The organism is Streptomyces sp. NPDC088252, assembly GCF_044740965.1.
Classification (GTDB): Bacteria; Actinomycetota; Actinomycetes; order Streptomycetales; family Streptomycetaceae; genus Streptomyces.
Genome location: NZ_JBIURS010000042.1, coordinates 1 through 24,918 on the forward strand (window position 1 = coordinate 1; position 24,918 = coordinate 24,918).

The 24,918-nt window shown below is 69.8% G+C and carries 40 protein-coding genes; 37 read left to right on the plus strand and 3 right to left on the minus strand.

What is annotated here, in order from left to right:
* Positions 1–107: 107 nt before the first annotated feature.
* From ACIOHC_RS41105 to ACIOHC_RS41115, 3 genes are all read right to left on the minus strand, one after another.
* Positions 108–1,709: a LacI family DNA-binding transcriptional regulator gene (locus tag ACIOHC_RS41105; RefSeq protein WP_365689429.1), complete on the minus strand. Its 1,602-nt coding sequence runs from the start codon at positions 1,707–1,709 to the stop codon at positions 108–110.
* 39 nt (positions 1,710–1,748) lie between these two features.
* Positions 1,749–1,925 (minus strand): hypothetical protein, encoded by a 177-nt coding sequence (locus tag ACIOHC_RS41110; RefSeq protein WP_365689428.1) that lies wholly within the window; start codon positions 1,923–1,925, stop codon positions 1,749–1,751.
* A gap of 174 nt (positions 1,926–2,099) precedes the next feature.
* Positions 2,100–2,540, minus strand: a complete 441-nt coding sequence (locus ACIOHC_RS41115) for a hypothetical protein (protein ID WP_365689427.1) — start codon at positions 2,538–2,540, stop codon at positions 2,100–2,102.
* Between the two features lie 771 nt (positions 2,541–3,311).
* Between ACIOHC_RS41115 and ACIOHC_RS41120 the strand changes: the two genes are divergently transcribed.
* The 37 genes from ACIOHC_RS41120 to ACIOHC_RS41300 all read left to right on the plus strand — a co-directional run bounded on the left by ACIOHC_RS41120 (position 3,312) and on the right by ACIOHC_RS41300 (position 24,916).
* The gene (locus ACIOHC_RS41120; protein ID WP_365689426.1) at positions 3,312–3,596 is read left to right on the plus strand and encodes a DNA-binding protein; all 285 of its coding nucleotides are present in this window, start codon (positions 3,312–3,314) and stop codon (positions 3,594–3,596) included.
* A gap of 86 nt (positions 3,597–3,682) precedes the next feature.
* The gene (locus tag ACIOHC_RS41125; RefSeq protein WP_365689425.1) at positions 3,683–4,018 is read left to right on the plus strand and encodes a hypothetical protein; all 336 of its coding nucleotides are present in this window, start codon (positions 3,683–3,685) and stop codon (positions 4,016–4,018) included.
* The gene (locus ACIOHC_RS41130; RefSeq protein ID WP_365689424.1) at positions 4,015–4,653 is read left to right on the plus strand and encodes a hypothetical protein; all 639 of its coding nucleotides are present in this window, start codon (positions 4,015–4,017) and stop codon (positions 4,651–4,653) included. Before ACIOHC_RS41125 ends, ACIOHC_RS41130 begins: the two co-directional genes overlap by 4 nt.
* Complete coding sequence (locus ACIOHC_RS41135) at positions 4,650–5,045, plus strand: LuxR C-terminal-related transcriptional regulator (RefSeq protein WP_365689423.1); 396 nt, start codon at positions 4,650–4,652, stop codon at positions 5,043–5,045. Before ACIOHC_RS41130 ends, ACIOHC_RS41135 begins: the two co-directional genes overlap by 4 nt.
* Positions 5,042–5,476: a hypothetical protein gene (locus ACIOHC_RS41140; protein ID WP_365693669.1), complete on the plus strand. Its 435-nt coding sequence runs from the start codon at positions 5,042–5,044 to the stop codon at positions 5,474–5,476. The genes ACIOHC_RS41135 and ACIOHC_RS41140 overlap by 4 nt, the downstream gene beginning before the upstream one ends.
* A complete protein-coding gene (locus tag ACIOHC_RS41145) occupies positions 5,473–5,619 on the plus strand; it encodes a hypothetical protein (RefSeq protein WP_365693668.1) in 147 nt (48 codons plus the stop codon). Before ACIOHC_RS41140 ends, ACIOHC_RS41145 begins: the two co-directional genes overlap by 4 nt.
* Complete coding sequence (locus tag ACIOHC_RS41150) at positions 5,616–6,104, plus strand: hypothetical protein (protein WP_365693667.1); 489 nt, start codon at positions 5,616–5,618, stop codon at positions 6,102–6,104. Before ACIOHC_RS41145 ends, ACIOHC_RS41150 begins: the two co-directional genes overlap by 4 nt.
* An 87-nt stretch (positions 6,105–6,191) precedes the next feature.
* Positions 6,192–6,491: a hypothetical protein gene (locus ACIOHC_RS41155; protein ID WP_365693666.1), complete on the plus strand. Its 300-nt coding sequence runs from the start codon at positions 6,192–6,194 to the stop codon at positions 6,489–6,491.
* The gene (locus ACIOHC_RS41160) at positions 6,484–6,753 is read left to right on the plus strand and encodes a hypothetical protein (RefSeq protein WP_365693665.1); all 270 of its coding nucleotides are present in this window, start codon (positions 6,484–6,486) and stop codon (positions 6,751–6,753) included. The genes ACIOHC_RS41155 and ACIOHC_RS41160 overlap by 8 nt, the downstream gene beginning before the upstream one ends.
* 207 nt (positions 6,754–6,960) lie before the next feature.
* On the plus strand, positions 6,961–7,428 hold the full coding sequence (locus ACIOHC_RS41165) for a hypothetical protein (RefSeq protein WP_365693664.1): 468 nt from the start codon (positions 6,961–6,963) through the stop codon (positions 7,426–7,428).
* A complete protein-coding gene (locus tag ACIOHC_RS41170; protein WP_365693663.1) occupies positions 7,421–8,140 on the plus strand; it encodes a hypothetical protein in 720 nt (239 codons plus the stop codon). Before ACIOHC_RS41165 ends, ACIOHC_RS41170 begins: the two co-directional genes overlap by 8 nt.
* A 32-nt stretch (positions 8,141–8,172) precedes the next feature.
* Positions 8,173–9,753 (plus strand): hypothetical protein, encoded by a 1,581-nt coding sequence (locus tag ACIOHC_RS41175; protein WP_365693662.1) that lies wholly within the window; start codon positions 8,173–8,175, stop codon positions 9,751–9,753.
* A complete protein-coding gene (locus tag ACIOHC_RS41180) occupies positions 9,750–10,064 on the plus strand; it encodes a hypothetical protein (RefSeq protein ID WP_365693661.1) in 315 nt (104 codons plus the stop codon). The genes ACIOHC_RS41175 and ACIOHC_RS41180 overlap by 4 nt, the downstream gene beginning before the upstream one ends.
* Positions 10,061–10,387 (plus strand): helix-turn-helix domain-containing protein, encoded by a 327-nt coding sequence (locus tag ACIOHC_RS41185; protein WP_365693660.1) that lies wholly within the window; start codon positions 10,061–10,063, stop codon positions 10,385–10,387. Before ACIOHC_RS41180 ends, ACIOHC_RS41185 begins: the two co-directional genes overlap by 4 nt.
* Positions 10,387–10,605, plus strand: coding sequence for a hypothetical protein (locus ACIOHC_RS41190; RefSeq protein WP_365693659.1), 219 nt, complete (start codon positions 10,387–10,389; stop codon positions 10,603–10,605). The genes ACIOHC_RS41185 and ACIOHC_RS41190 overlap by 1 nt, the downstream gene beginning before the upstream one ends.
* Positions 10,605–10,826, plus strand: coding sequence for a hypothetical protein (locus ACIOHC_RS41195; protein ID WP_365693657.1), 222 nt, complete (start codon positions 10,605–10,607; stop codon positions 10,824–10,826). The genes ACIOHC_RS41190 and ACIOHC_RS41195 overlap by 1 nt, the downstream gene beginning before the upstream one ends.
* A gap of 26 nt (positions 10,827–10,852) precedes the next feature.
* Positions 10,853–11,587, plus strand: coding sequence for a hypothetical protein (locus ACIOHC_RS41200; protein WP_365693655.1), 735 nt, complete (start codon positions 10,853–10,855; stop codon positions 11,585–11,587).
* Positions 11,588–11,699: 112 nt separating this feature from the next.
* A complete protein-coding gene (locus tag ACIOHC_RS41205) occupies positions 11,700–12,425 on the plus strand; it encodes a site-specific DNA-methyltransferase (RefSeq protein ID WP_365693653.1) in 726 nt (241 codons plus the stop codon).
* 282 nt (positions 12,426–12,707) lie between these two features.
* Complete coding sequence (locus tag ACIOHC_RS41210; RefSeq protein ID WP_365693651.1) at positions 12,708–12,986, plus strand: MerR family transcriptional regulator; 279 nt, start codon at positions 12,708–12,710, stop codon at positions 12,984–12,986.
* Positions 12,987–13,028: 42 nt separating this feature from the next.
* Positions 13,029–13,418 carry a hypothetical protein gene (locus ACIOHC_RS41215; RefSeq protein ID WP_365693650.1) on the plus strand — a complete coding sequence of 130 codons (390 nt, stop codon included), beginning with the start codon at positions 13,029–13,031 and terminating at the stop codon, positions 13,416–13,418.
* A gap of 280 nt (positions 13,419–13,698) precedes the next feature.
* Positions 13,699–13,932 carry an HNH endonuclease gene (locus tag ACIOHC_RS41220; protein WP_365693648.1) on the plus strand — a complete coding sequence of 78 codons (234 nt, stop codon included), beginning with the start codon at positions 13,699–13,701 and terminating at the stop codon, positions 13,930–13,932.
* A gap of 18 nt (positions 13,933–13,950) precedes the next feature.
* Complete coding sequence (locus tag ACIOHC_RS41225) at positions 13,951–14,181, plus strand: hypothetical protein (RefSeq protein WP_365693646.1); 231 nt, start codon at positions 13,951–13,953, stop codon at positions 14,179–14,181.
* Between the two features lie 135 nt (positions 14,182–14,316).
* Positions 14,317–14,799, plus strand: a complete 483-nt coding sequence (locus ACIOHC_RS41230) for a phage terminase small subunit P27 family (protein ID WP_365693644.1) — start codon at positions 14,317–14,319, stop codon at positions 14,797–14,799.
* A 31-nt stretch (positions 14,800–14,830) separates the two neighbouring features.
* Positions 14,831–16,549 carry a terminase TerL endonuclease subunit gene (locus tag ACIOHC_RS41235; RefSeq protein ID WP_365693642.1) on the plus strand — a complete coding sequence of 573 codons (1,719 nt, stop codon included), beginning with the start codon at positions 14,831–14,833 and terminating at the stop codon, positions 16,547–16,549.
* Between the two features lie 13 nt (positions 16,550–16,562).
* Positions 16,563–17,903, plus strand: a complete 1,341-nt coding sequence (locus ACIOHC_RS41240) for a phage portal protein (RefSeq protein ID WP_365693640.1) — start codon at positions 16,563–16,565, stop codon at positions 17,901–17,903.
* The gene (locus ACIOHC_RS41245) at positions 17,900–18,592 is read left to right on the plus strand and encodes a hypothetical protein (protein WP_365693638.1); all 693 of its coding nucleotides are present in this window, start codon (positions 17,900–17,902) and stop codon (positions 18,590–18,592) included. The genes ACIOHC_RS41240 and ACIOHC_RS41245 overlap by 4 nt, the downstream gene beginning before the upstream one ends.
* Before the next feature lies 1 nt (position 18,593).
* Positions 18,594–19,400 carry an HK97 family phage prohead protease gene (locus tag ACIOHC_RS41250; protein WP_365693636.1) on the plus strand — a complete coding sequence of 269 codons (807 nt, stop codon included), beginning with the start codon at positions 18,594–18,596 and terminating at the stop codon, positions 19,398–19,400.
* Positions 19,397–20,674, plus strand: a complete 1,278-nt coding sequence (locus tag ACIOHC_RS41255) for a phage major capsid protein (RefSeq protein ID WP_365693634.1) — start codon at positions 19,397–19,399, stop codon at positions 20,672–20,674. The genes ACIOHC_RS41250 and ACIOHC_RS41255 overlap by 4 nt, the downstream gene beginning before the upstream one ends.
* Complete coding sequence (locus ACIOHC_RS41260; RefSeq protein ID WP_365693632.1) at positions 20,674–20,943, plus strand: hypothetical protein; 270 nt, start codon at positions 20,674–20,676, stop codon at positions 20,941–20,943. The genes ACIOHC_RS41255 and ACIOHC_RS41260 overlap by 1 nt, the downstream gene beginning before the upstream one ends.
* Positions 20,940–21,743 (plus strand): hypothetical protein, encoded by an 804-nt coding sequence (locus ACIOHC_RS41265; RefSeq protein WP_365693631.1) that lies wholly within the window; start codon positions 20,940–20,942, stop codon positions 21,741–21,743. The genes ACIOHC_RS41260 and ACIOHC_RS41265 overlap by 4 nt, the downstream gene beginning before the upstream one ends.
* 1 nt (position 21,744) lies before the next feature.
* Positions 21,745–22,287 (plus strand): mobile element protein, encoded by a 543-nt coding sequence (locus ACIOHC_RS41270; RefSeq protein ID WP_365693630.1) that lies wholly within the window; start codon positions 21,745–21,747, stop codon positions 22,285–22,287.
* On the plus strand, positions 22,287–22,625 hold the full coding sequence (locus tag ACIOHC_RS41275; protein ID WP_365693629.1) for a hypothetical protein: 339 nt from the start codon (positions 22,287–22,289) through the stop codon (positions 22,623–22,625). Before ACIOHC_RS41270 ends, ACIOHC_RS41275 begins: the two co-directional genes overlap by 1 nt.
* On the plus strand, positions 22,625–22,936 hold the full coding sequence (locus ACIOHC_RS41280; protein ID WP_365693628.1) for a hypothetical protein: 312 nt from the start codon (positions 22,625–22,627) through the stop codon (positions 22,934–22,936). Before ACIOHC_RS41275 ends, ACIOHC_RS41280 begins: the two co-directional genes overlap by 1 nt.
* On the plus strand, positions 22,936–23,325 hold the full coding sequence (locus ACIOHC_RS41285; protein WP_365693627.1) for a hypothetical protein: 390 nt from the start codon (positions 22,936–22,938) through the stop codon (positions 23,323–23,325). The genes ACIOHC_RS41280 and ACIOHC_RS41285 overlap by 1 nt, the downstream gene beginning before the upstream one ends.
* Positions 23,326–23,385: 60 nt before the next feature.
* A complete protein-coding gene (locus ACIOHC_RS41290; protein ID WP_365693626.1) occupies positions 23,386–24,063 on the plus strand; it encodes a phage tail protein in 678 nt (225 codons plus the stop codon).
* 101 nt (positions 24,064–24,164) lie between these two features.
* On the plus strand, positions 24,165–24,488 hold the full coding sequence (locus tag ACIOHC_RS41295; protein WP_365693625.1) for a hypothetical protein: 324 nt from the start codon (positions 24,165–24,167) through the stop codon (positions 24,486–24,488).
* 77 nt (positions 24,489–24,565) lie between these two features.
* Positions 24,566–24,916, plus strand: coding sequence for a hypothetical protein (locus ACIOHC_RS41300; RefSeq protein ID WP_365693624.1), 351 nt, complete (start codon positions 24,566–24,568; stop codon positions 24,914–24,916).
* Positions 24,917–24,918: the final 2 nt, after the last annotated feature.

Here is a 24,918-nt window from a genome sequence, read left to right on the forward strand (position 1 = left end):
GACTCTTAGCGCTCGACGTCGCCCCTGATGAACTTCTCGACGTTCTCGCGGGCCTCGTCGTCGAAGTACTGGACCGGCGGGGACTTCATGAAGTAGTAAGTCGGGAACTATGCGACCCACTTGGAAACGTGCAGGTCAGGTGCGCTATCCATGCTGCGAATGGCCTGGGAGATCACTCGCTGGGGAGAATTCTGGGAGAGCAAGTGCCCGGCGTGCTCCTGCAGAAGGCGGTTGAGCACCCCAACAGGGGAGCTGGGAGACAGCGCCGCACGCGCGGTCAAGGACTCTACCCACAGCCCCGTCAGCCCGGCCAGCATCCGGTCGCGCATGCCGTCGGTGACGTGCTTGTAGCGGGCCGAGACCGATCCGTCGATGTGCCCCATCCGCTCATCGATGAGCACCGACGGAGTGCCGAGGTCCTCCAACCATGTTGAGTGGCAGTGCCGCAGCCCGTGGTTGGTGAGCCCGGGGGCCACCGGCGCCCAACATGCGTCAGCCTGTGTGGCCGACCATCGGCCGCGGATGACCGTCCCGGGCCAGTGCTCTCCTGCCACCACGCACACAGGGCGGGCAGGGTCAGCAGATCCTCGCTTCGGGTACCAGCCTGACGAGGCGGGTTCAATCACCTGGGATCGGTGGTCGTCCCGCCCCCAGTGCGGCACCAGGTCCTCGGCGCCGGCCTGCTCGATCACCCCCAGCTGCGCCATGGCCGCCAGTACGCGTTCCGCTGTGAGCTGGGTAACGGTGTCCGGCCGATTCCGGACGCGGGACACGGTGGCCGGGGAGACACCGGCGAGTTCCGCGATCCGGGCTCGGGGCACCCGTAGCTCTTGGCGTAGGGAAGCGGCGCGGAAGATCGTTTGCAGGCGGTGGCAGGGGCAGGTCGCTACCTGCCGGCGCTTCTGTTCAGAGAGGAGGGCAGACAGGAACTCGGGAGTGTCGATCTCTCGGTAACTGTCGTCCTTAGGTGGGCACTTGACGAACGTCCCATCATTGAGCTCGTACAGCTGCCACTCGATCTGGATGCTCTGTTTTTTGACGTGGTCGCGGTCCAGGCCGACGGTTTCGCCCCACCGCATACCGGTGTACGCGGTGCTGATGGTCTCTATGAACTCGTCGTCTCGGCCGGACAGGATTGCTGCCCGCTCGGCAACCAAAAGGGCCCCCATGGGTGTGGTCACGACCTTCTCGGGCCCGCGGTTCTTCGACCTTCCCGCGCGCTTCCCCCGCCCACGACGGCGCGCTGCCGGATTGACCAGCATGGCGGGCACGTCCTCGACAGCGTCCTGCAGGATCAGATGCAGGACGCTGCGATACGTGGTCACGCTGGACGCGGCATACAGCGTGCGCTGCGACTTCTCCCATGCCTCGACGTCAGTCCGGGTGATGGACGTGATCAGCGAGGCACCGAAGTACGGCAGCAGGTGCCCCTGAATGTGGCTGGGGTAGTTCTGCATGGTGGACGCGGCCAGGTCCTGCGCGGGCCACCACTGCTTGTTGACGTACTCGGCGAACGTGGGGATGGCGGTCGGGTCGACGTGTGTGCCGGCCCGTACCTCCACCTCGGCGGCGTCAGCGGCCTGCTTGGCGTCCCGCTTCTTCTGAAAACGGATGGTCCGGCCCTGGCTGTCCTTGACGGTGCCGTACGTCCCGTCCTCGAGCTTGTACCGCCCGCGGTAGTACGTGCCGCGATTCTCTGCGTACCCCACATCGCCCTCCTTGGCGCCCCCGCAGCGCCAGGTGGACCCTTAGCGCTGTCTTACCCCGCGCAGCGCCGACGGCTCCTCGATGTGGGGACCGAGCTCGACTATCTCGCCGTTCCACATCTGGAACATCGCGACCGATTCGAGCGCCGCCGTGCTTGCTGTGGTGAGAGCCGTCGCCTGCTCGGGCAGGAACAGCCCCCGGTTGAGCACGTACGTCATGCCGCCCCGATGGACCTTGATGAAGGCCGGTCCCGGGATATCACTTTCTGCAAGCCTGAAGCTGATCACTGCCTCGCCTGTCCTCGCGTTGACGCAAATGCCACGCGCACTATTCGTACACGCGTTCGGTAACGATACAGACACTGGGCGTGATCGTGTATAGGGAATGCAAAGTCATTCCTGGTGGCGCGCGCGCTCATCCGCTTCGATCATGGCCCGCCACCTGCGCGCATCGTCGTCGTTCATCCCGGCCAGGTGCGAAACGATGATCCGTACCTCGTCGCTGAAACCGGACAGTTCCCGCGCCTCGTAGTTCAGGAACTGGCGGGCAGCTGCGCGCTTCACCAGCTGCAGCGGCCGCTGCAGACCTGCCGCGATTCCAGCTAGGCGCTCCGGGTTCGGGGCTGTAGTGACAGAGTTGGTCGCGATCTTCTGGAAGTACGGCTTCGAGACCGGGTGGCCCGCTGCGGCTGACCGGTCGGCCATGTCCTGGTACGAAACCCCTTCGTCGTTGATGTCTCGTACCAACTGGCTCAGGTCGTCGGCGTCCATCTCTCGTGCTAGCCGTGCAGGGATCTCGGTCTCGTCGCGCCGCCGCGTTGGCTCCGCTGCCATGGCTGCCTCTCTCCGCCTCTCGGCGTCCTGCGTCTCACGTTTAACCGCCGCTTCTTCGGAAACTGGCTGGTCACGGCGTACAACCATTCCAATCCGCAGACGAATCGTCTACAGCCCACGGTACCGCCGCGCCAAGTTTCACGGAAACCCCACAACCGGCCGTTCGGATTCGTAGACGAATCGAATATGCCTGTGCTTCACTGTTCCCGAACGTAGCTAGGTCGTTCGGATTGGAAGACGCCGTGAGAGTCCGCTATCGCCTCCGGAGCCTGCAGGTGCTCCGCTGGATCATGGAACACCCTGGTCGAGGCGCCCCGTACAGCGTCCGCGCGCTGGCAGAGGCTGCCGGTGTAGCCCCGTCGACCGTGGGGCACCTGGTCAGCGGGCGCGCAACCGCCTGCGAGATGGCCACCGCTCATGCGCTGTCGGAGGCGCTCGGCGTCGCCGTGCTCGTCCTTTTCGCGCCTCCTGCGTCTCCGGAAACGAACGAATCGGATTCAGATGTGCGCCATGCCATCCTGACAAATCACGTGGAGGAGCCGTGCGAACACGCCCGTGCCCGCCAGCCGGTCTGATCTATATCGCAGACAGCCCGTCCGGACCTGGAATCGCCTCACGCCTCGGCATCACCCCGGGAACTGTCCGGAAATGGCGCATGAAGCAGCGAGGGCCCAGGACGTTCATGCTCGCCGGCCGAGTGGCTGCGCGCATTGAAGCCGTCGATGAGTACCTCAGGGCCCTGGAGCAGGGGGAGCCCGGGCGGGCCGTCCGATGAGCTCACTGCCGACCCTGCACACGCCCAAGGCCGTAGCTGACTCGCTCCAGGTTTCGACCTGGTGGGTCAAAGAACAGGCCCGGAAAAGCCGCGTCGACGCGGTGAAAGTCGGGGGCGCATGGCGGTTCACCGACGAGCAGTACGCCCAGCTCGTGCAGCTCCACACCATGCCAGCGGTCGACCAGGCCGCAACCACCATCCCCCGGCGCAGCCGATCGAACGGCACCGCCGCCCCACTCCAACTGGTCGCGAAGCTCCCGCGACGCGTCGCCAACTCCTGACCACAGCAAGCGGGGCCGCCCGGACCACGCCCGGTCCGTGACAGCCCCTCGGCACACCTCAACTACTGACAGAAATCGAGGTCACCGTGACCCAGACTACTGAGCTCGGCCAGCAGGCCGAGACGCCGACCTGGCGCACCGCGCTGCAGTTGGCGACCAACGCGACGTGGCAGGCCTCCGGACGTATTTCCGCCGCGCCGTTCTCCGTTACGCAGGACAAACGGGACGGCGGCTACATCGGCCAGCTCCACTACCTGGAGCTGAAGTCGGTGAAGGCGTTCGCGGCCGAGTTCGGGGCCGAGCTGGACTCCGGCCCGTCGGCCAGCGGCGGGATCCGGTACCAGGCCACCGCGCTCGTCGACAACATCCCCGTGATCGCCTGGGCGTTCGTGCCGTCCGCCGAGGCGGGTGACCTGGCATGACCACTGTGCAGAGCACCTACCTGGGGTGGGAGCAGCCGCTCCACCGGACGGGCTGCAAGCGCCCGGTGTGGGACATCGACGTCCGCCGGGAGGACGGCGCCTACCGCTACCACGGGCACAGCGAGCCTCGGCTGGCCCACTCGTGCCCGGAGGAGTGCTGCGACCACGCCAACTCGTTCACGCGGGTCACGGTGAGGATCGTGTGCCGCTCCTGCGGGGTGGCCGAGCTCGTCACCGGTGAGCACACCACGGACACAGGCCACAGCATCACCAGCACCACGCAGCTCGGCTACGGCCTGGCGCCCCGGAAGGTGGCCGGCCTGTTCCTGTGGGCGGGGGAGCCCTACCTGACTGTGGGCCGCGCCGGCAGCGACGAGCCGCACGACTTCCTCGTCACCGCCACCCGCGTCGACCGGGTCACTCAGGGTGCGGTGGTCGGTCAGATCACCCAGTGGCACGGCAAGCGCGGCGGTGTGATCTGGACGGCGTCCGCGTTGCCCGACCCCCACGGCCCCTACGGCCACGGCCTCGGCCGCATCCGGTGGAACCGGGTGCAGGAGGGGTTCAAGACGGTGGCCGCGGCCGCGAAGTGGATCGCCGCATCGGCCGCTTCGACCGGTGAGGGGCCGTCATGACGCACCCCCTGCAGGCCGTGATCCGTGCGCGGCTCCTGGCCGTCGCCGAGGAACGCGACATCGAGATCAGTGTGCCGGACGTTGACGCGCTGACCGAGGCCGCAGTCACGGCCGCGCTCGAGGCCCCGGTGCCCGACGCACCGGTCAAGCTCACGAACCAGATGCTCGGCGTCCTCGTCGCCATGGCGCTCGGCGACACCGAGCGCGCGACAGCCCGGCGCATGTGCATCACGGAATCGACCGTGAAGACGCACCGCCGCCGCGTGTACCGCGCCCTCGGCGCCGGTACCGCCGCCGAAGCGGTCGCCATCGCCATGTCGTACGGGCTGCTGCACCCCAGCCGATCCGGCCTCTTCTCTCTGCCGGGCCAGCGTGACCGGAGGACGTCATGACCACTCACCACCACGCCGAGACGTACCCCGGCGAGCTCTCCATGCTGCGTGGACTCCTCGGAGTGATGCAGGTCGTCGCGAAGCACGGCGACATGGGCGAGGTTCGTCGGGTACTCGCGGAGCACGCCAGCGACGAACAGGCCGCGTACGCCGAGGAGAAGGACACGGCCGCCGAGCAGCAGAAGGACACCCTGGCTCCGGCCGGGGCGGCGTTCACTGCTGAGCGCAGCGCCCTTGAGCTGCAGGGGCTGCTGTACGAGGCGATCACTCGTTTTCAAGGCACGGCGCAGCTGACCGGCCTGGGCAACGCGCAGATCCGCCAGTACCTGGCCGAGCACATCCACATCGCGCTGACCGGCGACGAGTTCACGACCGGGTACACCGTGACCCAGCTGGACGTGGCCACTGAGTACGCGGAGGTGGCCGAGTGACCGCCATCGAGCTGCTGTTCATCCTCGCCGCAGCTGTAGCCGTGCTGTGGGCCGTCGTCGGCATCACCGATGCGTGCGCCTCTCGCCGGTCCCGGCCAGCGGTTGCCGGGGAGCGGGCGACCGCCGAGGGCGCTGCCGAGTGAGCGCCGTCGACGAAGGGGCCGAGGCGCGCCGCCTGGCCGACGAGGACGGCCTGAGCCAGCGGCAGATCGCAAAGCGGCTTGGCGTCAGCCGGTACAGGGTCGGCCGGCTGCTGGCCGACCAGGCGCGGCCGGTGGCCGGGCCGGTGGCCGACCAGGCGCGGCCGGTGGCTGAACCGGCCGACCATGCGGCTGCTCTGGTGGCCGTCCGGCCGACCGCCGTGGCCGACCAGGTGGCCGATGGAGGGCTGCCCGGGTCGCTGCTGGTGATCGACCTCGACCGCTATCCGGGGCTGGCCGAGGACCTCGATCTGTTGCGGTGCACCGGAGGGGCCACTGCACAGGACGTCGTGAACTTCGCGGTTGACCGGCTGGCCTGCGCCTACCGCCACGCCCGGGCCCGGGGCCTGTTGCACGACGGTCAGGCGTTCGACGTGGCCGCCATGTGGCTGAACCCCGACCTGACGGCCACCCACCCCTCGCCCTGACCGGTCGTCGGCCAGGCCGTCGGCATCTTCGCCGCCGCCTGGCCGACCACCGCGTCACCACCCGTACCCACCCGCAAGAGGGGAACCATGACGCAATTCAATGTCCCGCCGAAGAAACGGGCCACAAAGAAGAAGGACGAGAGCGATACGGCGTACGGCATGCCGCGGCCCGGCCTGCACCCGGAGATACCCGGCACGTGCACGTCGCCCCGGTGCGGCGCCGTCGCAGACCTGCAGGACGAGGCAGACCTGCAGAAGGGGTGGGTGCGGGCCGGCGTGTACGGATCCACGGACCCGGACCGCGTGTGGTGCTCCGGCCTGTGCGCCACGTACGGCATCGCACTGGCCGAGCTCCGTGTCGAACGGCAGGTGAGCACCCGTGCGTGAGTGGGCGCTCGGCGCCCTGGGCGTTGCCGCGGTTGCGGGTCTCCTGGTCTGGGCGGACACCGTGGTCGTCCTGGCCGCCCGGGCCGCCCACCGCGCGGCCCGTCTCGTGCAGCGCCGTTCGGCGGCCGCCGAACAGGTGCCGTTGGAGACGTTCGTCCGGATCCCGTGTCACACGCCTGTCTGCGGTCACCTCGAGCGGTGCCACGACGTGACGGACCGCGGGCTCGTCTGCTGCCGCTGCGGCCATGTCGTCCAGTCGTAAGAGGCCGTGGCCGTGCTCGGACATCGACCCGGCACATGGCCTCACGTACGCCCGCCGGTACCTGACCGGCTGGAAATGCGACCGCCATACCCCCGCCGCCTGGGCAGGCCGGCCAGAACCCGTACCGGGGCCCGGCTGGCCGCCCGGCGCCTACATCCATCAGTCCCCTGACACACCCGAACCACCTGCAGGACAGGAGCCGTCGTCATGACCACCACCGCCGAGCACCGCCGCCCGTCCCCGGCCGACCTCGCAGCGAACGCGCCCGCCCGTCGCCGGGCAGCCGCCCGGCTCGCCGAGCTCCTGGCCCCGGCCGTCCTCAACCGGGGCGAGCGTTTCCGTCCGCTGTACAACGCGGCGATCCGTGAGTCCGGGATGAACCCCAACACCCGGCTCGTCGCCTTGGTCCTGGCCACGTACGGCAACTCCCGCACCGGCCGTGTGGCCGAGCAGCCGGGCCTGCACCGCCTCGCGGCCGGCACCGGACTGGCGGTCGGTCAGGTCGTCGTCGCGCTGCGGGCCCTCGAGACCCGCGGCTGGGTCCAGCACACCGGCCCCGCCCGGTACGAGGACGCCGTGCTGCAGCCCAGCATCCCCGCCCACGTCATGCCCCGCCTGCGGACCCTCACCCTCACCACCACCGCCACGATCACGGAAGGTCCCACCGATGCCTGAGAAGCCCGCCCAGCAGCATTGGACTGAGTCGCTGTTCGACAGCGTGTACGCCCTCTACGAGACGGCCCACGAGTACCGGACCGCCCACCGCGCCGCCCAGGTCGCCGAGCAGATGGTGGGCATGGACCGCCGACAGATCCACGAGGGCCGCATCGCCCTGCAAGGGCGGGTCAACGCCTACGGCCGCACTCGCACCCGGGAGCCCCACGAGAAGGCGATCTACGACCTCGGCACTCTGTACCGCCAGGCCGAGTCCAAACTGCACCGCTGCTACGAGGAAGCGGCTCTCCTGTACGCGTCCGGCGCGGCATGGTCGATAGCGACGGTCCAGGACGGCCACACCCCGGCCGTGGTCGAGTTCAACACCGACGACAACGGCGACGCTGTGCCGCACCGCCTGCACATCCCCGGCCTCGACACCTACGCCGAGGGGCCCGCCCTGGACGCGGCGTACAACGCGGTCCGGGACTGCATGGGCGCCGCCGAGTACGCCGAGGACTTGGCCGGCCGGGACTACGTCACCGATCACGAGGCCGGAGAGATGTTCCGTGCGGGCAACGCCGCCCTGGGCCTGGCCGATGCCGCGTTCGCTTACGGCCTCCTCGCCCAACGCGCCGTGAACTTCGTGCTCCTGGAGCCGCGCCGTGCCTGGCACAGCGAGCTCGCCGCCGCCCGGGCCACCGCGCAGCAGAGCATCCAGCCCACGCCCTGACCCACCCCTGCCCCACCTCTGGAGATTCCCCGGTGACCACCGCCGCCGCGTACGCAGCAGCCCCGGCTGCTGCTGCGCCGTGCCCGCAGCCGCCCCGCGCGGCCGCCGAGGCACGGCCGCGGTCCGGCGGTGGTCTCCGCGTTCGTGTGCCTCTGCGCATCGTCGTAGGTGCTCAGTACCGAGACTCGGCCCTGAGCACCTACGTCAAGGTCGCAGCGCTCGCCATGCGCGCCGACGGCTGCACCGCCAAGGTCGCCGTGATCGCCGAGTACCTCGGCCTGTCCAAGTCCGAGACGGAGCGCGGTCTCCGCGACCTCACCACCCCGGACGATGTGGACGGCCTGGTGGAGGTCGTCACGACCCGGCGCACCCTGCCCGGCGGCCGCGGCCAGTCCGCCCACCGCATCGTCCGCCAGGCCGCCCTGGGCGAGCACTTCATATGGATACCCGTGCGGGCCGCTGACGCCCTGTCCCCGCGCCTGCTGCGCCTGTACGCCCTGATCGCTTACGCGGGCGCCCGCACCGTGCCGCTGGCCGTCGGGGACCTCGGCGCCATGCTCTATCACCACACCGGGCAGAGGGCCGGCCAGCACCTCGGCGAGCGGCAGGCCGCCCGGCTCCTCGAGGAGCTGGCCGTCACCGGCTGGATCACCGTGCACCAGCGGGCAGGGCTGCAGGGCCGCCACGCCTACGAGGCGCACCGCCACCCGCTGCAGGCCGTCCAGCTCGAAGCCGCCGCCCCTGACATTCATGACGGATCCGGTCCGGACGACCATGACGGATCCCTCGCGTCTAGGGAAGACCACAGGACTGACCGACCGGTGACGAGGACGGGGGTTGGTGGTGGGATCCGCCGTAGGCGAGATACAGGTAGTAAGGCCGCTCGCCCTGTGGAAAACCCGGCACCGGCTGCGTTCCGACGTGCGGGTCAAGACGAAAAGCGCAGCAACAACGACGGGGCCGCGGACCGGGGTTACACCGGTCCCGGGCTGCAGCTCTCGCCCCGGGTGTGGCAGGTCCTCGAGCCCGTACGCCACGAACTGCCCGGGATCCGGACGTACGTGCTGCGCCGCATCGCCCACGAGATCGGCCGCCAACTGGCCGCCGGGGTCGGCACTGAGCGCCTGACGGCCCGGCTGACAGCCCGCTGGGCGTCCACCGAGGCGCCCCGCCGAGGCGACGTGGGCCGGTGGATCCTCGGCTCCGGACTCGTGCGGCGCGGCTGCGGTCTCAATGCCTGCGAGTCCGGCATCACCTGGCACACCGGCCAGTCCTGCCCCGTCTGCCACGACAACGCCATGCACCGCCTCCAGGAAGCCACCAGGGCGCAGCAGCAGCGGCCGGTGTCCGAGGAGCAGCCGGTCCGGCCGCTACGGGCGGTGGAGCCAGTGAAGGTGCCGACGGTGCCGTGGCCGCCCGCAGCCCCTGCCAGCGACGTCCAGGAACAGCGCCCGGGCCTGACCCGCGAGCAGCTGCAGGAGCTCCGCGCGGCCGCGACGCCTGGGTCCGTGCGTGAGGCAATCGGCCGGTACGGGCGGGCCGGGGCCCTCTACCTGTACGGCCACGCCCTGGTCCTGCCCCACCTCGCCACCCACGAAGGGAATCCGGCATGAAGCCAGCCAGCCACCACATCACCGCCTGCAAGCGCTGCCGCGCCCTGATCTGCTGGGCCTTGACGACCGCCAACGGGCGGCGCCAGCCGATCGACGCGGCCCCGGACGAGAAGGGCAACCTCGCCGTCACCTCCGGCGTGGACGGCCTGCTGTACGTGCGGAGCCTGACCAAGACCCACCCGGAGCCGCGACCGGGTGAGTGGCAAGCCATGCCGCACCACGCCACCTGCACCGCACCGCCGCCCAGGCGCAGCAGCACGCAGCGTCGGAGCTCCGGAGTTCGGCCGGCGCCCTGGCAGGTCCGGCTGTGACCGCGGCCGCGCGGTGCCGCGTTCTCCGCTGCTCCCGGCCGGTCGGCCGGGGCCGGCTGTGCTGGACCCACCGCGAACGCTGGCGCCACCACGGCGACTTCGACCACAACGAGTGGACCACCGCGGACCTGGGCGACGTGGAGACTGCGGCCTCGGTTCGGGCGCTGCTGCCTGGCATGACCCGCCGCGAGCGGATCCTGCTCGGCCTGGCGCTGACCGACCGGGGCCTGCCGGCCGCCGAGGTCGCCCGCATCACCCATGTCACGCCCCGCACGGTCACCCGTTGGCGCCGTGCCCGACGTGCCGCCCAGGAGGCTTCCTGATGAGCATCGGCATCGTCGTCCACTGCGACCGCTCAGGCCAGTACGGCACCTGCGCAGCGCAGCTGCACACCGGGGCCAGCACGGAGGCCGACGCCTACGCGGCCGCCGAGCGCGCCGGATGGGACGTCAACGGCACCCCGGATCTCTGCCCAGTCCACGCCCCCCGCACTCAACCACCGGCGCCGCCAACCCGGCTACGCCCCACGAGGAGCACCTGATGCCCGAGTTCACCCGAGGGTTCCGCCTCCACCCCCGCTCCGGACCTGCCTTGGACGGCGCCGCCTTCCCCTCCGGCCAGGTCTTCGTCCTGGACGACCCGGAGCACGGCTTGGTCACCGCCGCCACGTCCATCGAGGAGCTGCTGCGCGGTGGGTACCACGACGCCCGCATCGAGTGGGCCGACCAGGCGCAGCCCCTGCCCACCCACCCCATCCTCTGACCCACCGCACCACCCGGAGCACGCCCATGGACACCACCTGCCTGATCTGCCACGGTCATCTGCCCGAGGGCCGCTACCTGTGCGACGCCTGCCAGTACCGGCTGCACACCTGGCTGCAGGAGATCCCACGCACCCTGCCACTCCTGCAGGACAGCCTGCAGCCCGACACCGGCCCGGCCCGACGCGGGAGCAGCGGCCGCGCCCACTCGCCGCTCCCCGTACGCGCGGACGTCCTGGACCTCCTCGGGCCCGGGCACGCCGTGCCGCTCGAGGACCCGCACGGCGACCAGTCCGCCGGCGTTCCCATTACCGCCCTGCTGGCCGGGTGGGCCCGCTACATCGCCAGCGAGTACCCGGCCGTGCGTCACGACCGGCACGGTACGCAGCGCATCGAGCCGTGCGACGGAGCAGTGCCCCGCGGTGGGGCAGGGATTCCGGCCTGGTGCTCGTGGCTGACCGCCTATCTCCCCTACGCCGCGACCCGGTCGTGGGCGGCCGACATGTACGAACAGATCGACGACCTGATGCACAGGATCCGCGGCATCACCCGGACGACCCCGCGCCGCCACGTCAAAGACGCCCCCTGCCCCGGCTGCCAGGCATTCGCGCTGGTCGGCGCGGATGACGAGTGGTACATCGTGTGCGAGGCCTGCGCCGTGCGCCTCACCCCCGACGAGTACACCGAGCATCGGACCCGCGTCATGCCCGCGCTGGCTGCTCTGGCCGTACGAATGGCTGCGGCCGGCCAGAAGGCGGCCTGATGCCCCGGCGCGTTCCCCAGCATCGAATTCGAACGTGTGTACGGTAACTGTCGATGGCATATGCACTGACTCGCTCGCCGCCAGGCGTACGCGACCCGCATAGGAGACACACATGCCCGATTGGACCCTGCATCACGGCGACGCCCTCACGCTCCTCCCCACCCTCGACACCCCCGTCGACGCCGTCATCTGCGACCCCCCGTACAACTCGGGCGGCCGCACCATGACCGAACGCACCAGCCGCACCGCCCGCGAGAAGTACCTCACCGAGGCAGGCCGCAACCACGGCCACGACCTCGGCGACTTCACCGGCGACAACCGCGACCAGCGCAGCTACCTCGCCTGGCTATCCCTCGTCCTCGCCCAGTGCTACCGCCTGACCCGCCCGGGCGGCGCAGCCCTCGTCTTCAGCGACTGGAGACAGCTCCCCGTCACGACCGACGCCCTCCAGGCCGCCGGGTACACCTGGCGCGGCATCGCCGTCTGGCAGAAGCCCATCGCCAGACCCCAGCCCGGACGCCTCAAGCAGGACTGCGAGTTCATCATCTGGGGCAGCAACGGCGCCATGATCCCGGGCAACGAACCCGTCTACCTCCCCGGACACTTCACCGGCAGCCAGCCCCGAGGCAACGCCCGCACCCACATCACTCAGAAACCAGAAGACGTCATGCGCCAACTGGTCCGCATCGTCCCGCCCGACGGAACCATCCTCGACCCCTTCACCGGCTCCGGCACCACCGGCGTCGCCGCCCTCAAAGAGGGCCGACGCTTCATCGGCATCGAGCAGTCCGCCACCTACGCCCGCAGCGCCCGGGACCGCCTGACCACCGCGGCATAACCTGCATCGCACAGCACTGCGCCCCCGCCCAGCTCCGGCAGAGGCCCGCTGTCACACCCCCGCCGTACCGTCAGGACATCCCATACGCGCTGCTGGCTGCTGCGCCGCTACACGGGAGCCTGTGCCCCGTCAGGACAGCGCCTGACGGGGCACACCACCCCCGCGAATCGATCCTGCTGGACATGATCACGATTTAGCGTCACACTTCTGACACCACCACACGTGTGTCCAACGAACCCCTGACCTCACCGGCAGGGGTTCTTTTGTGTCCGGGGAGGCACCATGGCAACCACCTGGCTCACAGCCGCCGAGGCGGCCGCCCACGCCGACCGTGCACGCCAGTTCGTCACCGCAGGCGCGGCCAGCATCAAACCCGCCACCATTCGGCAGTGGGCGCGGCGTGGTCACCTGCAGCCCGCTGGGCTCTCCGAGAACAACCACGCTCTCTACCGCCTCGCCGACGTCGCCCGCGCCGAGGCCACCACCCGCGCCCGCGCCCTACGTCTGGTCGGCATCGGCATGCACCAGGCCGAGGCCTTCACGATTCCCCCACACGCATGACACCATTCCCCCTTCGTCACGCTCATCCCTTGGGGGGATCCCATGTTCGGCAGCAAGAAGACCGACGACGAGAAGGCCGCTTCCAAAGCGCTCCGCGAACTCCGGCTCGCCACATCCGCAGTTGGCAGCATCCTCGTCCGTAAGGACCCACTGCGTTTCACGTCGCCCGGCCAGATGGACGTACCAGTGGCTGGCGCCACCATCACCATCGACCGCGGCGAAGCAGCGAAGCGCATCACCGCAACCAGAGTCGCGCTCACAGGGATCTTCGCGCTCGCGTTGAAGAAGGACTCCACTAAGTTGTTCGTCACCATCGAAGGCGCCGACGGGTCCGCGATGCTCCTCGAATGTCCGGCCAAGAGAGAAGCAGGTGCCCGCAAGTTCGCCATGCTCGTGCACGCCAGGTATCCCGCCGAGGTGCCCACAGACTGACCCAGCCGTACCCAAGGCCCCGTCCCCGGTCGGGGCCTTCCGCATACCCAGACCCCCCGGGCACCCCCAGCCCCAGACCCCCGGGCACCCCCATCCCCACCTCCCCCGGGAGGCCCCCATGCCCACCCGTCCCCCCACACGCTGCGCCGATCCACAGTGCGCCGAGTTCGCCACGAAGAAAGGTCGCTGCCCCGATCACCAGCCCATCCCATGGGCAGGCCGGGACGACAAAGCCCGGCGATACGGCATCAGCTCGGGACGATGGCGAACCCTCAAGCGCATGGCCGGCCAGCGCGACAACTGGTGCTGCTACCGCTGCGGCATCGAACAGCCCGAGGCGGCCGACGATCCGGACGGCGAGCACGCCCTGCAACTTGACCACATCACGCCGATCTTCGAAGGCGGAGCAGTCGAGGACATGGACAACCTCGGCTTGATCTGTGCCGAGTGCCACGAAGCCAAGTCCAAGGCCGAGGCCACACGCGCCAACAGAGCCCGACGCAAACCACACTGACCACCAGGAGGCTCACCCATGGCCAAACCGATCACCGCTCCGCCGACGGCCGAACTGACCACCGCTGTGCTGCTCACCGTGCCCACCCCGCACGAGCCCGTCACGGGCCAGATCGGCACACTCACCGTGCCCTGGGACGGCAAGCACATCGATGAGACCGAGCTCCGCGTTCGCCTCGGCGAACTCCTGGAAGCCGCAGGCCAGTACCTCAAGGCCGGAGGCCAGCTTTCCCAGCCCTCCCCCGGGTAGGGGAGTCCAGATTTCCAGGATCTTTTTCTGGGGCCCCGGCGCCGTCAGCTCGGCACATACACGCTCAGAATTGTGAACTCGAAACTGGGGAAATGACGCAGTGTCACCAGTGATTGCGCAGGTCAGGGGGTTGGCATGGGGCGCACCGCGCAGCCTGCAGCGCTGAAGTTGCTGACCGGTAGGGGTGAGGGGCGGGACTCCGGCGGCCGGAAGGTGGCCCCGGGGCCAGCGTTCCGGCGGATCGCTCCGAAGCCTCCGACGTGGCTGTCGCGGGAGGCTGCGGCCGAGTGGCGCCGTGTCACGCCCGGGCTGCAGCGCCTGGACCTCTTGAAGGAGGAGGATCGGGCGATGCTCGCCGCGTACTGCGAGACCTGGTCCGTGTTCGTCACCGCGACCCGGTCGGTGACCCTGGACGGCCTGACCGTTCTGCAGATCACGAACCGGCCGGACGGGTCGTCCACCGAGAAGACCGTGCCGAACCCGGCCGTCGCGATCGCCCGCAACGCCGGCCGTGAGCTCCGCGGCTTCGCCGCCCAGTTCGGCCTGTCCCCGTCGACCGAGCAGGCCCTGTCGAGAGGGGCCGATGATGACCCCGAGGACGACAACCCGTTCGCGTAGGAAGGCTGCCGAGCCGGACGAGACGGCGCCCGTGCCTGGCGCCTTCCTGGACGATGACGAGCTCGAGCGGCTCAAGCTCTCGCCCGAGGTCGGCTGGTACCTCGTCTCGCGCGGCATCGCGCTTCCGGACAGCCCGCCACTGATCAAAACTCCGGAGCCTCGGAACGTCCCTGGCGCACGGTTCGACCCCGAGCGTGTCGACAAGGTCATCCGCTCATTCAGCCTGCTGCGTCACACGCAGGGCCAGTGGGCCGGGCAGCCGCTGGTGCCCGACCCGTGGCAGGTCGCTTGGATCCTCGCCCCCGTCTTCGGGTGGGTGCGCTGGGACGAAGACGCGGACATGTACGTCCGGATCATCTCCGAGCTGTACGTCGACGTTCCCAGGAAGAACGGCAAGTCCACGCTGTCGGGCGGCATCGCGATCTACCTGACGTGCGCGGACGGCGAACCGGGCGCGCAGGTCATCGCCGCGGCGACCACCAAGACGCAGGCCGGGTTCGTTTTCACGCCGATCAAGCAGCTGGCCGAGCGAGCCCCGGCACTCAAGGGGCACGTCAAGGCGTACCAGGGGAAGATCCTCCACCCCAAGACCGGCAGCTACTTCGAGGTCATCGCCAGCGTGGCAGACGCCCAGCACGGGGCGAACCTGCACGGTGGCGTGATCGATGAGCTGCACGTTCACAAGAGCCCGGACATGGTGGAAGTCATCGAGTCCGGTACCGGCTCTAGGCGCCAGCCTCTGATCGTCATCATCACCACGGCGGACTCCGGGAAGCCAGAGACGATCTACAGCCGCAAGCGCACGCGCATCGAGCAGCTGGCCCGCGGCGTCCTCGAGGACCCATCGGTGTACGGCGTCATTTTCGCCGTGCCGAAAGACGCCGACCCGTTCGTCGAGGAGACGTGGCGGGCAGCGAACCCGGGGTTCGGCGTGTCCCCGACCCGGGCGTACCTGGCCCGCAAGGCGCGGGCTGCCCAGCAGTCACCGGCAGAGCTGGCCGCGTTCCAGCGCCTGCACCTGGGCATCCGGACCAAGCAGGTCACCAAGTACCTGGACCTGGACGCCTGGCGTGCCAATCAGGCCCTGGTCGATGAAGCGAAACTCCGCGGCCGCGAGGCATACGGCGGCCTGGACCTCGGATCTGTCAGCGACCTGAACGCGCTGGCGTGGCTGCTCCCCGACGACACGGACGGCAGCCTCGACCTGGTGCTCCGGTTCTGGACTCCGGAGGACAACCTGGCCTCCCTGGACAAGCGCACAGCAGACGCCGCCTCCCGGTGGGTCAAGGAAGGGTGGCTACGCACCACCTCGGGCAATGTCACCGACTACACCGCGATCGGCGACGTCATCCGCAAGGACCTGGATGCCTTCGACGTGAAGGCGCTCGGGTTCGACCGGTGGAGCAGCACGTCTCTCACGAACGACCTCGAGGGCGAACGCGCGCCCATGGTCGGGGTGGGCCAGGGCTACAAGACGATGTCGCCCGCGCTGAAGGCCGTCAAGCGGCTGCTGTTGCTCGGGGCAAAGGGCCGGCCGATGCTGCGGCACGACGGCAACCCGGTCATGACGTGGATGGTCGACAACCTTGCCGTAGCGATGGACACGGCCGGGAACGTGAAGCCGGACAAAGCATCGGCCGCCGACAAGATCGACGGCGTTTCCGCGCTCTGTGACGCGATGTCCGAGGTGCTGGCCCGCGCGCCTGTACGCCGGTCCGCGTACGAGGACGGCGATTTCGAAGCGATCTGAGAGGAGGTGCGGTATGCCGTGGTGGCGCCGCAGTAAGGGGGCCTCCGGTCAGGTCATTGACCAGTCCGGTGCGCTCATTCCCATCAAGTCCACCCAGTTCGATGATCTGGCAGGGCTCAGCGCCTACGTGGCGCAGAACGGGATCAGGGTCGTTGACCCGGGCATCCCGCTGTCGGAGTACGCCGACAGTGCATCGGCGCTTGACGTGTGGCGGACACAGCCCAGCGTGCGGAAGGTGGTCGACTACATCGCCCGCGCGCTCGCCACGATCCCGTGGCACGTGTACGAGCGGGTCTCAGACACTGACCGGCGCCGGGTGACGGATCACCCACTCGCGCAGCTACTCAGCAGCCCAGGACCGGGACAGAGCCCTTCCCGGCTGTGGCACTCGGTGATTGTCGACTGGCTGATCTACGACCGGTGGTGCATTCAGATCCTCCCCTCGGCCGACACGACCAGCGGGTTTGAGATGCGACGGAAGCCGTCCCGCAGGTTTCACATCCTGTCGGACGACGACGACCAGCCGCGCGCCCTGTACCTGATCTCTTCCGAGGGCCCGGCGCAGACCGTGCCGCTGCCCGCGCCGTACCTGTTTGATCACGGGTACGCGCAGGTCGGTGCGGACGGCACGTCGCCGATGGACACGCTGCGGCAGATCCTCGCCGAGCAGGCCGAGGCTGTTGAGTGGCGGCGCTCCGTGTGGAAGAACGGCGCCCGGGTGCCAGCCGTCATTGAACGTCCCGTCGATGCTCCGGCATGGTCGCCGGCGGCGAAGGACCGGTTCACCGCCGCGTTCAACGCGTTCATTGGCCGCGGCTCGGCGGCCGGCGGGACACCGATTCTCGAAGACGGCATGAAGCTGGTCACGGTCGGCGCGTTCAAGCCGATGGAGACGCAGGACATCGAGGGGCGTCGACTGACGGACGCCGAGGTCGCCTCGGCGTACCACATCCCGCCCGAGCTGGTCGGCGCCCGCGAGGGGACGTTCTCCAACATCGACGCGTTCCGGCAGATGCTCTACACCCACTCGGTGGGCCCGGACATCACGATGCTCCAGGACGTCATCAACACGATGCTGGTGCCGCTGGTGGCCCCGGGCTCGAACCTGTACGTGGAAGCGAACGTGGAGGCCAAGCTGCGGGGCTCGTTCACGGAGCAGGCGACGCTGCTGCAGACCGCCGTCGGAGCCCCGTACATGCTTCGCAGTGAGGCCCGTGCGGTGCAGAACCTGCCGCGCGTGGACGGTACGGACGAGCTGATCACCCCGCTCAATGTCCTGGTCGGTGGTCTTGCGTCGCCGACGGACACCGCCCCGCCGCCGTCGCTCCCAAAAGGTCAGGGCCGCCCCGCGTGAAGGCCGGGCGGCCGGAGGATCTGGGGACGTTCGCTGTCGAGCGGGACGCGTATACCGAGGCGCTCACGGACTGGGCCCAGCGCCAGGCCGACGGGCTGCTGTCCGCAGCTGACGCGAAGTCGGACGGTCCGCCGGACTTCTACGACCTGTGGGCCGCATCTTCGCCTGAGCGGCAGGCCCAACTGGCCGCGCTGATCCAGGGGTACGGCTTCCGCCTGGCGCAGATCGGTGCCTGGTCGGTGCTGGACGTCTGGAATCCGGAGGCGGACGGGTGGGACGCGGCCGTGATGGAGGCGTGGCTGGCGAAAGCGGCCGAGTCGCACGCGGTCGAGTACGAGCAGGCCGCCTACGCAGCGGCGACGTCGGCGGTGACGGACGAGGGCGACTGGCGCGACAACCTCCGAGCGGGGCTGGCGTCCTGGGTGACTGCCGCAGCGGTCCGGGCAGTCACCTCGGCGACCGAGGCCCGCAGCTTCGGCAGCCACGACGCGGCTGGCGCCTCGGGGTTGACGCGCAAGGTGTGGCGGACCGGGTCAAGTCCTCGTCCCGAGCACGCCCGCCTGGACGGTGACAGCGTCGCCCTGGGCGAGACGTTCGCGAACGGGCTGAGGTGGCCCGGTGACATGCGTGGGCGTGCGGCTGAGACCGCGAACTGTAACTGCCGACTCGACTATGAGAGGGGGGTCTGACGTGCCCCGCACGAAGGAATGCAAGGCCCGGATCAAGGCCGCGGGCCCCGATGACGGGCTCGGCGCCGGGCAGTTCCGGGCCCTGGTCAGCGTGTTCGGGAACGAGGACAGCATGGGCGACGTCATCGCCCCGGGCGCGTTCGCCCAGGTCCTCGCCGAGTGGAAGGCCAGCGGCGACCCCATCCCGGTCGTCTGGGCCCACAGGTGGGCCGACCCCTTCGCCCACATCGGCTCGGTCCTGGAAGCCACGGAGACAGCCGACGGCCTCGAAGTGCTTGCGCAGATCGAGGACATGGACACCAACCCCACCGCGAAGCACGTGCACGGCCTGCTCAAGGGGCGCCGCATCAAGCAGTTCAGCTTCGCGTACGAGGTCGGCGAGGGCGGGTGGGTCGAGACCGACGACACGGCCAAGCACCCGTGGGGTGAGTACTACGAGATCAAGCGGTTCTCGTCCCTCTTCGAGGTTGGGCCGTGTCTCGTCGGTGCGAACCAGCAGACGGAGCTACTGGCCGCGAAGGCCGCCGACCTCACGCGCGGCGTGAAGGAGGGCAGGGTCCTCGCCGGGGCGCACTATGACCGGCTGGTCTCGGCTCATGCCGCGATCGGCGACGTCCTCGCCGCCGCCGAATCCCAGAAGTCCACCCGGCCCGCGGGCCGGAACACCCCCGTACCGGAGACCGGCCAGCCGCCGGCCGAGCCGACCGCCGCCGCCTCTGAGGCGCCCGCGAAGTCGACCAGCCTGTCGCCCGCCCAGGTAGCCGCATGGGTCACCACAACCGACATGATCAGCAGGAGGACATCATGACGCTGCGCGAGCAGCTCCAGGCGACGCTGGCCCGTGCGACGGAGATCGTCGACACGGCCAAGGCCGAGGACCGCGAGTTCACCGAGGCCGAGATCACTGAGATCACCGAGCTGAAGGCGAAGGCCGACGACCTTGGCGCGAAGGTGAAGGCGGCCGACGCCGCCCAGGCCGCCGCTGCGGAGATGGCGGGCAAGGCCGCCAAGACCCCGAAGCCGCCCGGTATCCAGGTCAAGGACCGCCAGGAGGACGGCGACGCGGTCACGTTCGGGGAGCGCTTCACCAAGTCTGCTCTGTACGCCGAGTTCCGTAAGTCCAACCCGTCCGGTGTCGGCCAGGGGTCCCCGGTCGACATCGGCCGGGTCCGTGTCGGCTCGATGAAGGAGTGGCTTGGCGGTCGCAAGGCCACTGCGGCGCCGCTCCAGGTAGCCCTGGGGCACGTCGAGCCGATCCGGATGCCGATGATCGACCAGGTCGACCGCGACAACCTGACGATCCTCGACCTGATCAGCCGCGGTGAGACGGCCGGAGCATTCGAGTACCTGCAGGTCACCGGAGTCACCCGCAACGCGGCGATCGTCCCCGACGAGATCCTGCCGGACGACACCGTCGTCAAGCCGACCTCGACCATGCAGACGGCACTGGCCGACGCCAAGCCGTACACCTACGCGGACGGTTACGACGTCACCAACTCGCTTCTGTCCGACGCCCCGGCGCTCGCCACCTACATGAACCAGGAGCTGGAGTACTCGCTGGACTGGGTGATCGAGGACAAGATCCTGAACGGCACCGGGACCAACGGGGAGCCGAAGGGCATCCTGCACACCACCGGGGTTCAGGAACTCACGTACACCCCGGGCTCGGACGCCATGGAGCAGGTCAAGGCGATCCGGAAGGCGATCACGAAGATCACCACGCTGCCCGGCGGGAACGTGACCGCGTGCCTGATGTCGCCCGAGGACGACGAGGCGTGGGACCTCCTGCAGGACACCACGGACCGGTTCATGGGCCAGGGACCGTTCGGGCAGGGCCCCAATACGTCCTGGGGCCGGGCACGGGCGCTGTCGCAGCGCCTCGCCCCCGGCACGGTGATCCTCGGTGACTGGCGCCAGGTCGCCCTCCTCGACCGCGAGGGCCTGAGCGTGCTCGCGTTCAACCAGCACAAGGACTACGCCCAGCGGAACCTGGTCTACGTCCGCGCCGAGCTCCGCGCGGCCCAGGTCATCTGGAAGCCGAACCGGCTGATCGTGGTGAAGCCGTCGGGGGCTGGTAGCTGATGCCCGCCCACAAGATGCTCACGATCGACGGGATCCGGTACCGGCCCGAGGACGCCGCGCGGGCACGCGCCCGCCAGGCTCCCACCGGACCGCTCGGCATGGCGCAGGCCGAGCCCCGCACCCCGGCCGAGGTGTTCGATCCGTCGGAACACGACGTACCCGCGGTCCTGGCGTACCTCGCCGAGGCCGACGAGGACGAGACCGCGCGGGTCCTGGCCGCCGAAGCTGCCGGGAAGAACCGCAAGACGATCCTGGAGGCAGCAGCATGAGCGACGCGTTCATGGTGACGGTGGACGGGGCCGCGCCGAAGCGACGGTTCCTGACCACCGATGACGCGGTCGGTGGCGTGGCGGTCGTGCGCCTGGCCGTGGCCGGAGAGATCCCGGTCGGGGTCACGGACGCCGTCGACCTGGCCGACGCCGCAGAGATCCGGTTCGTGGTCGGGAACCGGGCGGCCTGGCAGGTGGAAGCCGGGGCCGCGATCGCACCGGGCGTGTTCGTCGCGGCCGGAGCCGAGGGCCGAGCCGTCCCCGTGGCGGCCGGTGACCCCTACGCCGTCGCGGTGGCCCTGGACGCCGGGACCGCCCCGGCCGGAGCCACGCCCGGCACCGTGATCCGGGTCGCACCGCTGCGCACGGTCGGCCTCGGCAGCGGCGGTGGTGGCGGGTCCGTCGACTGGGCCGCCATCACCGGCAAGCCCGCGACGTTCGCCCCGACGATCGGCGCCACGGCAACCACCGCGGTCGCGGGCAACGACTCCCGGCTGACGGCCGGCGCCGCCGGTACGGCCACCGTGCGGGCACTCGGCACGGCCGCCACCACGGCAGCGGCCGGCGACCACACCCACGCCGGTCTGACCGCCGACGCCGCAGCCGGTACCGCGTCCATCCGCACCCTGGGCACCGCTGCAACATCGGCGGCGGCCGGGAACCACACTCACACCGGGCTGCTGACCGGCTCGGCCACGGCGGTGAACAACTCCACCGCCACCGACGCGGCCGGAGTCGTCGCTGACCTCAACGCGCTGCTGGCCGCGCTGCGGTCCCGCGGCATCATCACGGGGGCCTGACGTGGAGGCCGCATCGCCGTATCTGGCGGACCCCGCCGAACTGGCGGTGTGGCTCCAGGTACCTGAGGACGATCCGCGCCTGCTGGCAGCGCTACGGGCCGCCACCCGGCGGTTTCGTGGCGCGGTCCGCCACCCCGTATCCCTGGTCAAAGGCGACACCGTGTTCCTCGACGGGTCCGGCCGGCAGCTGCTCCAGCTTCCCGCCGCCCCGATCGTGGTCCTGCACCAGGTCGCCATCGATGGCCAGGCCGTCACTGACTACCAGGCAAAGCGCCGCTCCGGACAGTTGTACCGGTGCGCGGGGTGGCCGGACTGGGCCGAGGTCACCGTTTCCTACGACCACGGCCAGGACCCAGTGCCCGAGGAGGTGTCGGAAGCCGTGATCGACCAGGCGCGGGCGATCTACCGGCTCGACCCGGCGATTCAGCAGATCACCACGGGCACCGAGTCCGTCAGCTTCGCGGCGACGGCCGCCGTCGGGATCACGTCGCAGTGGCAGGCCGCTGTCGAAGCCCACCGCCTCAATCGCGGGGACGGTGCCTGATGGTCCTGGCCAACCCTTTGCGGCGGGACACGGTGACCGTGGTGGACCGGGTGCTGATCGGGCAGGACGAGCGCGGGCAGGACGTGTACGAGGACCGGCGCCGCGACGTCGACCACTGCAACATGCAACCCGTCAGCAGCACCGAGGCGAACGACAACCGCACGCAGGTCGTCACCCGGTGGCGTCTCGCCGGACCACCCCACATGGGCCTGACCCCGATCTCCCGCGTGGAGTGGCGCGGCCAGCGCTTCGAGGTCGACGGCGAGGCCGGCGAACACGGCTCGTTCGGCGGCCTGATGGACCACACCGAAGCATTCCTGAAGGTGGTGACGGGCTGATGTCCGGGATTCGTTTCGAGTTCGACCCGCGGTGCCTGCCCGAGGTCATGGTGCTGCCCGAGGTGCGGGCATCGCTCAAGGCGGAGGCGAACCGTATCGCGCCGATCGCCCGCAGCCTTGCCCGCTCCGAAATCGGGCCGGAGTTCGCCGACTCGATCGAGGTCGTGGAGGAGATCCGCCCCCGAGGCCGGCCGACCGCGGCCGTGGTCGCCGACCGGGCTGATGCCGCCTCGCACGAGCACGGCTCGGTGAGCACACCACGTCGCCGGATCCTCGGCCGGGCCGCACATACCCGAGTTGAGATCACCTGATGTGGGCGGACACCGAGCTGGCCGTCATCACCGGTCTGCGTCCGCACCTTCCCGGGGTGCGGGTCACCGACGAACTGCCGGACCAGCTGGAGAAGTTCCTGCCGCTTGTGCAGGTGCGGGTCGTGGGCGGCGGCGATGACGAGGTGACCGACACCGCCACCGTCGATGTGCAGGCGTTCGCTTCGACGCGGGCGCGCATGTGGGAGCTGGCCGAGCAGGCCCGCACCGCAATGCACGCCCTGGCCGCCACGCACGTACCCGGACAGGCCGCCGTGATCGACACCGTCACCACCGCCGCACGCCCGGCCGAAGTCCCTTACGGAAACCCCGCGTTGCGGCGCGCGGTCGCCACCTACACGGTCGCCACGCGCGTACGAGCGACCACCTGACCACTCACACACCACCGGCCCCGGCACCCTGCCGGGGCTTTGTCATGAAAGGGGGCCACCGTGCCCGCCGCTGACTTCACTGCCATGGCCGATCTGCGGACGTCTCTGATCCGCAAGGCGCTCAGGTACGCGATCTTCGCCGCCGACACCACCGCCGACGCGGTCGGTGATCCCTTCGATAAGGCCGGGGTGCTCCAGGCCCTGCCCGCCGGGTACCTCCCGGTGGGGTACACGACCACGGACGGCGTGACTTTCTCCGGTGATCTGTCGACGAACGACGTCGAGTCCGGACAGTCCGCCTCCCCGACCCGGTCCGACGTCGAGACGGACGTGCAGACCGCGCAGTGGGTGCCGCAGGAGACGAACGCCGCGGCGGTCGCCCTGTACGAGAACCTCCCGTTGGACGGGGCCGAGGCGCTCCCGGACATCGGTACGGCGGCCTGGACGTGGAAGCGTCCCCTGGTCCCGCCGACCCGCTACCGGCGCCTGGTCTTCATCGCCGAGGACCTCAACAAGATCACAGGTCAGCCGCTGTACATCGTCCGCCACTTCCCGTCCGCGCTGCGGTCCGGGCGCGAGGACGAGCAGTGGACCCGCACCGCTGAGATCTCCCGGGGCGTCACGTACCAGGCCTACCAGGACGAGACGTACGGCACGGACTCCGCGACGTGGATCGACGGCCCCGGCTGGCGTGACTTCGCCGCTCAGGGCGACGGTCCGGGCGGCGCCGGTTCGTGACCGCCCGCAAGCCGGGTGCGGGGAGGCAGGCACGGGTGAGCCCTGCCGCCCCGCACCCTTCACCCGCTCACCCGCAGCCCACCCAGAAAGAGCAGAAGACCATGAGCAAGCCCAACAAGCGCCGCTACAAGCTGTCCGAGGTCAAGGCCCAGTTCACCGAGGCCGTCGGTGGCACCGACGTGGAGTTCGAGACCGACAAGGGCGACGTCCTGACGTTCCCGCACCCGCTGTTCGCGGATGACGACTGGTCCGAGAAGGTCGACGGCGCCGAGTCGTCGAAGGACAAGGCCATCGCGATCCTCGGTGAGGAGCAGTACGAGAAGTATCGGGCCGCCGGACACAGTGACGGTGACATCGGGCTGCTGTTCCTGGCTGTGCAGCAGGACATGCAGGACCAGGTGAAGAAGCGCCCTACACGGTCCTAGACGTCCTCGGGCACCACTCCGAGGCCGTCGAGGCGGACCTATGTCATCAGTACCCGCAGTACGGCGAGGGCGGCCCCGTGCGGGCTTTCTTCCAGGGCCGGATCACGTTGCGGCATCTGCGGGTCCTGGTGGAAGGTCTGCCGCCCGGCGGGGCGCTGGGCCGGGCCGCGTCCAGGTCGCCGTGGGGCACCACCGAATACCTGCTCGCCGAACTCATCGACCGGATCGGCCGTCTGGAGACGGACTTCCGGAACGCGAACCGGTCCGAGAAGACGGCCGCGCAGCCGTACCCGGATCCGGTGTGGCGGCCGGGCGATCCGACCCCGGCGCAGAAGGCCAAGGCCGAGGCCAAGGCCGCCCGTGAGGCCCGGCAGGGATATCAGCGGATCGTCGCGATCGCGACCCCGCAGCACACAGAGAAGGGGTGATC

Excerpts from the sequence above, each read along its gene's own strand:
- ACIOHC_RS41110 (WP_365689428.1), bottom strand. The coding sequence starts at position 1,925 with ATGACGTACGTGCTCAACCGGGGGCTGTTCCTGCCCGAGCAGGCGACG.
- ACIOHC_RS41115 (WP_365689427.1), bottom strand. The coding sequence starts at position 2,540 with ATGGCAGCGGAGCCAACGCGGCGGCGCGACGAGACCGAGATCCCTGCA.
- ACIOHC_RS41120 (WP_365689426.1), top strand. The coding sequence starts at position 3,312 with ATGAGCTCACTGCCGACCCTGCACACGCCCAAGGCCGTAGCTGACTCG.
- ACIOHC_RS41130 (WP_365689424.1), top strand. The coding sequence starts at position 4,015 with ATGACCACTGTGCAGAGCACCTACCTGGGGTGGGAGCAGCCGCTCCAC.
- ACIOHC_RS41135 (WP_365689423.1), top strand. The coding sequence starts at position 4,650 with ATGACGCACCCCCTGCAGGCCGTGATCCGTGCGCGGCTCCTGGCCGTC.
- ACIOHC_RS41140 (WP_365693669.1), top strand. The coding sequence starts at position 5,042 with ATGACCACTCACCACCACGCCGAGACGTACCCCGGCGAGCTCTCCATG.
- ACIOHC_RS41155 (WP_365693666.1), top strand. The coding sequence starts at position 6,192 with ATGACGCAATTCAATGTCCCGCCGAAGAAACGGGCCACAAAGAAGAAG.
- ACIOHC_RS41165 (WP_365693664.1), top strand. The coding sequence starts at position 6,961 with ATGACCACCACCGCCGAGCACCGCCGCCCGTCCCCGGCCGACCTCGCA.
- ACIOHC_RS41170 (WP_365693663.1), top strand. The coding sequence starts at position 7,421 with ATGCCTGAGAAGCCCGCCCAGCAGCATTGGACTGAGTCGCTGTTCGAC.
- ACIOHC_RS41180 (WP_365693661.1), top strand. The coding sequence starts at position 9,750 with ATGAAGCCAGCCAGCCACCACATCACCGCCTGCAAGCGCTGCCGCGCC.
- ACIOHC_RS41190 (WP_365693659.1), top strand. The coding sequence starts at position 10,387 with ATGAGCATCGGCATCGTCGTCCACTGCGACCGCTCAGGCCAGTACGGC.
- ACIOHC_RS41195 (WP_365693657.1), top strand. The coding sequence starts at position 10,605 with ATGCCCGAGTTCACCCGAGGGTTCCGCCTCCACCCCCGCTCCGGACCT.
- ACIOHC_RS41200 (WP_365693655.1), top strand. The coding sequence starts at position 10,853 with ATGGACACCACCTGCCTGATCTGCCACGGTCATCTGCCCGAGGGCCGC.
- ACIOHC_RS41205 (WP_365693653.1), top strand. The coding sequence starts at position 11,700 with ATGCCCGATTGGACCCTGCATCACGGCGACGCCCTCACGCTCCTCCCC.
- ACIOHC_RS41210 (WP_365693651.1), top strand. The coding sequence starts at position 12,708 with ATGGCAACCACCTGGCTCACAGCCGCCGAGGCGGCCGCCCACGCCGAC.
- ACIOHC_RS41215 (WP_365693650.1), top strand. The coding sequence starts at position 13,029 with ATGTTCGGCAGCAAGAAGACCGACGACGAGAAGGCCGCTTCCAAAGCG.
- ACIOHC_RS41220 (WP_365693648.1), top strand. The coding sequence starts at position 13,699 with ATGGCCGGCCAGCGCGACAACTGGTGCTGCTACCGCTGCGGCATCGAA.
- ACIOHC_RS41225 (WP_365693646.1), top strand. The coding sequence starts at position 13,951 with ATGGCCAAACCGATCACCGCTCCGCCGACGGCCGAACTGACCACCGCT.
- ACIOHC_RS41230 (WP_365693644.1), top strand. The coding sequence starts at position 14,317 with ATGGGGCGCACCGCGCAGCCTGCAGCGCTGAAGTTGCTGACCGGTAGG.
- ACIOHC_RS41240 (WP_365693640.1), top strand. The coding sequence starts at position 16,563 with ATGCCGTGGTGGCGCCGCAGTAAGGGGGCCTCCGGTCAGGTCATTGAC.
- ACIOHC_RS41255 (WP_365693634.1), top strand. The coding sequence starts at position 19,397 with ATGACGCTGCGCGAGCAGCTCCAGGCGACGCTGGCCCGTGCGACGGAG.
- ACIOHC_RS41260 (WP_365693632.1), top strand. The coding sequence starts at position 20,674 with ATGCCCGCCCACAAGATGCTCACGATCGACGGGATCCGGTACCGGCCC.
- ACIOHC_RS41265 (WP_365693631.1), top strand. The coding sequence starts at position 20,940 with ATGAGCGACGCGTTCATGGTGACGGTGGACGGGGCCGCGCCGAAGCGA.
- ACIOHC_RS41275 (WP_365693629.1), top strand. The coding sequence starts at position 22,287 with ATGGTCCTGGCCAACCCTTTGCGGCGGGACACGGTGACCGTGGTGGAC.
- ACIOHC_RS41280 (WP_365693628.1), top strand. The coding sequence starts at position 22,625 with ATGTCCGGGATTCGTTTCGAGTTCGACCCGCGGTGCCTGCCCGAGGTC.
- ACIOHC_RS41285 (WP_365693627.1), top strand. The coding sequence starts at position 22,936 with ATGTGGGCGGACACCGAGCTGGCCGTCATCACCGGTCTGCGTCCGCAC.
- ACIOHC_RS41295 (WP_365693625.1), top strand. The coding sequence starts at position 24,165 with ATGAGCAAGCCCAACAAGCGCCGCTACAAGCTGTCCGAGGTCAAGGCC.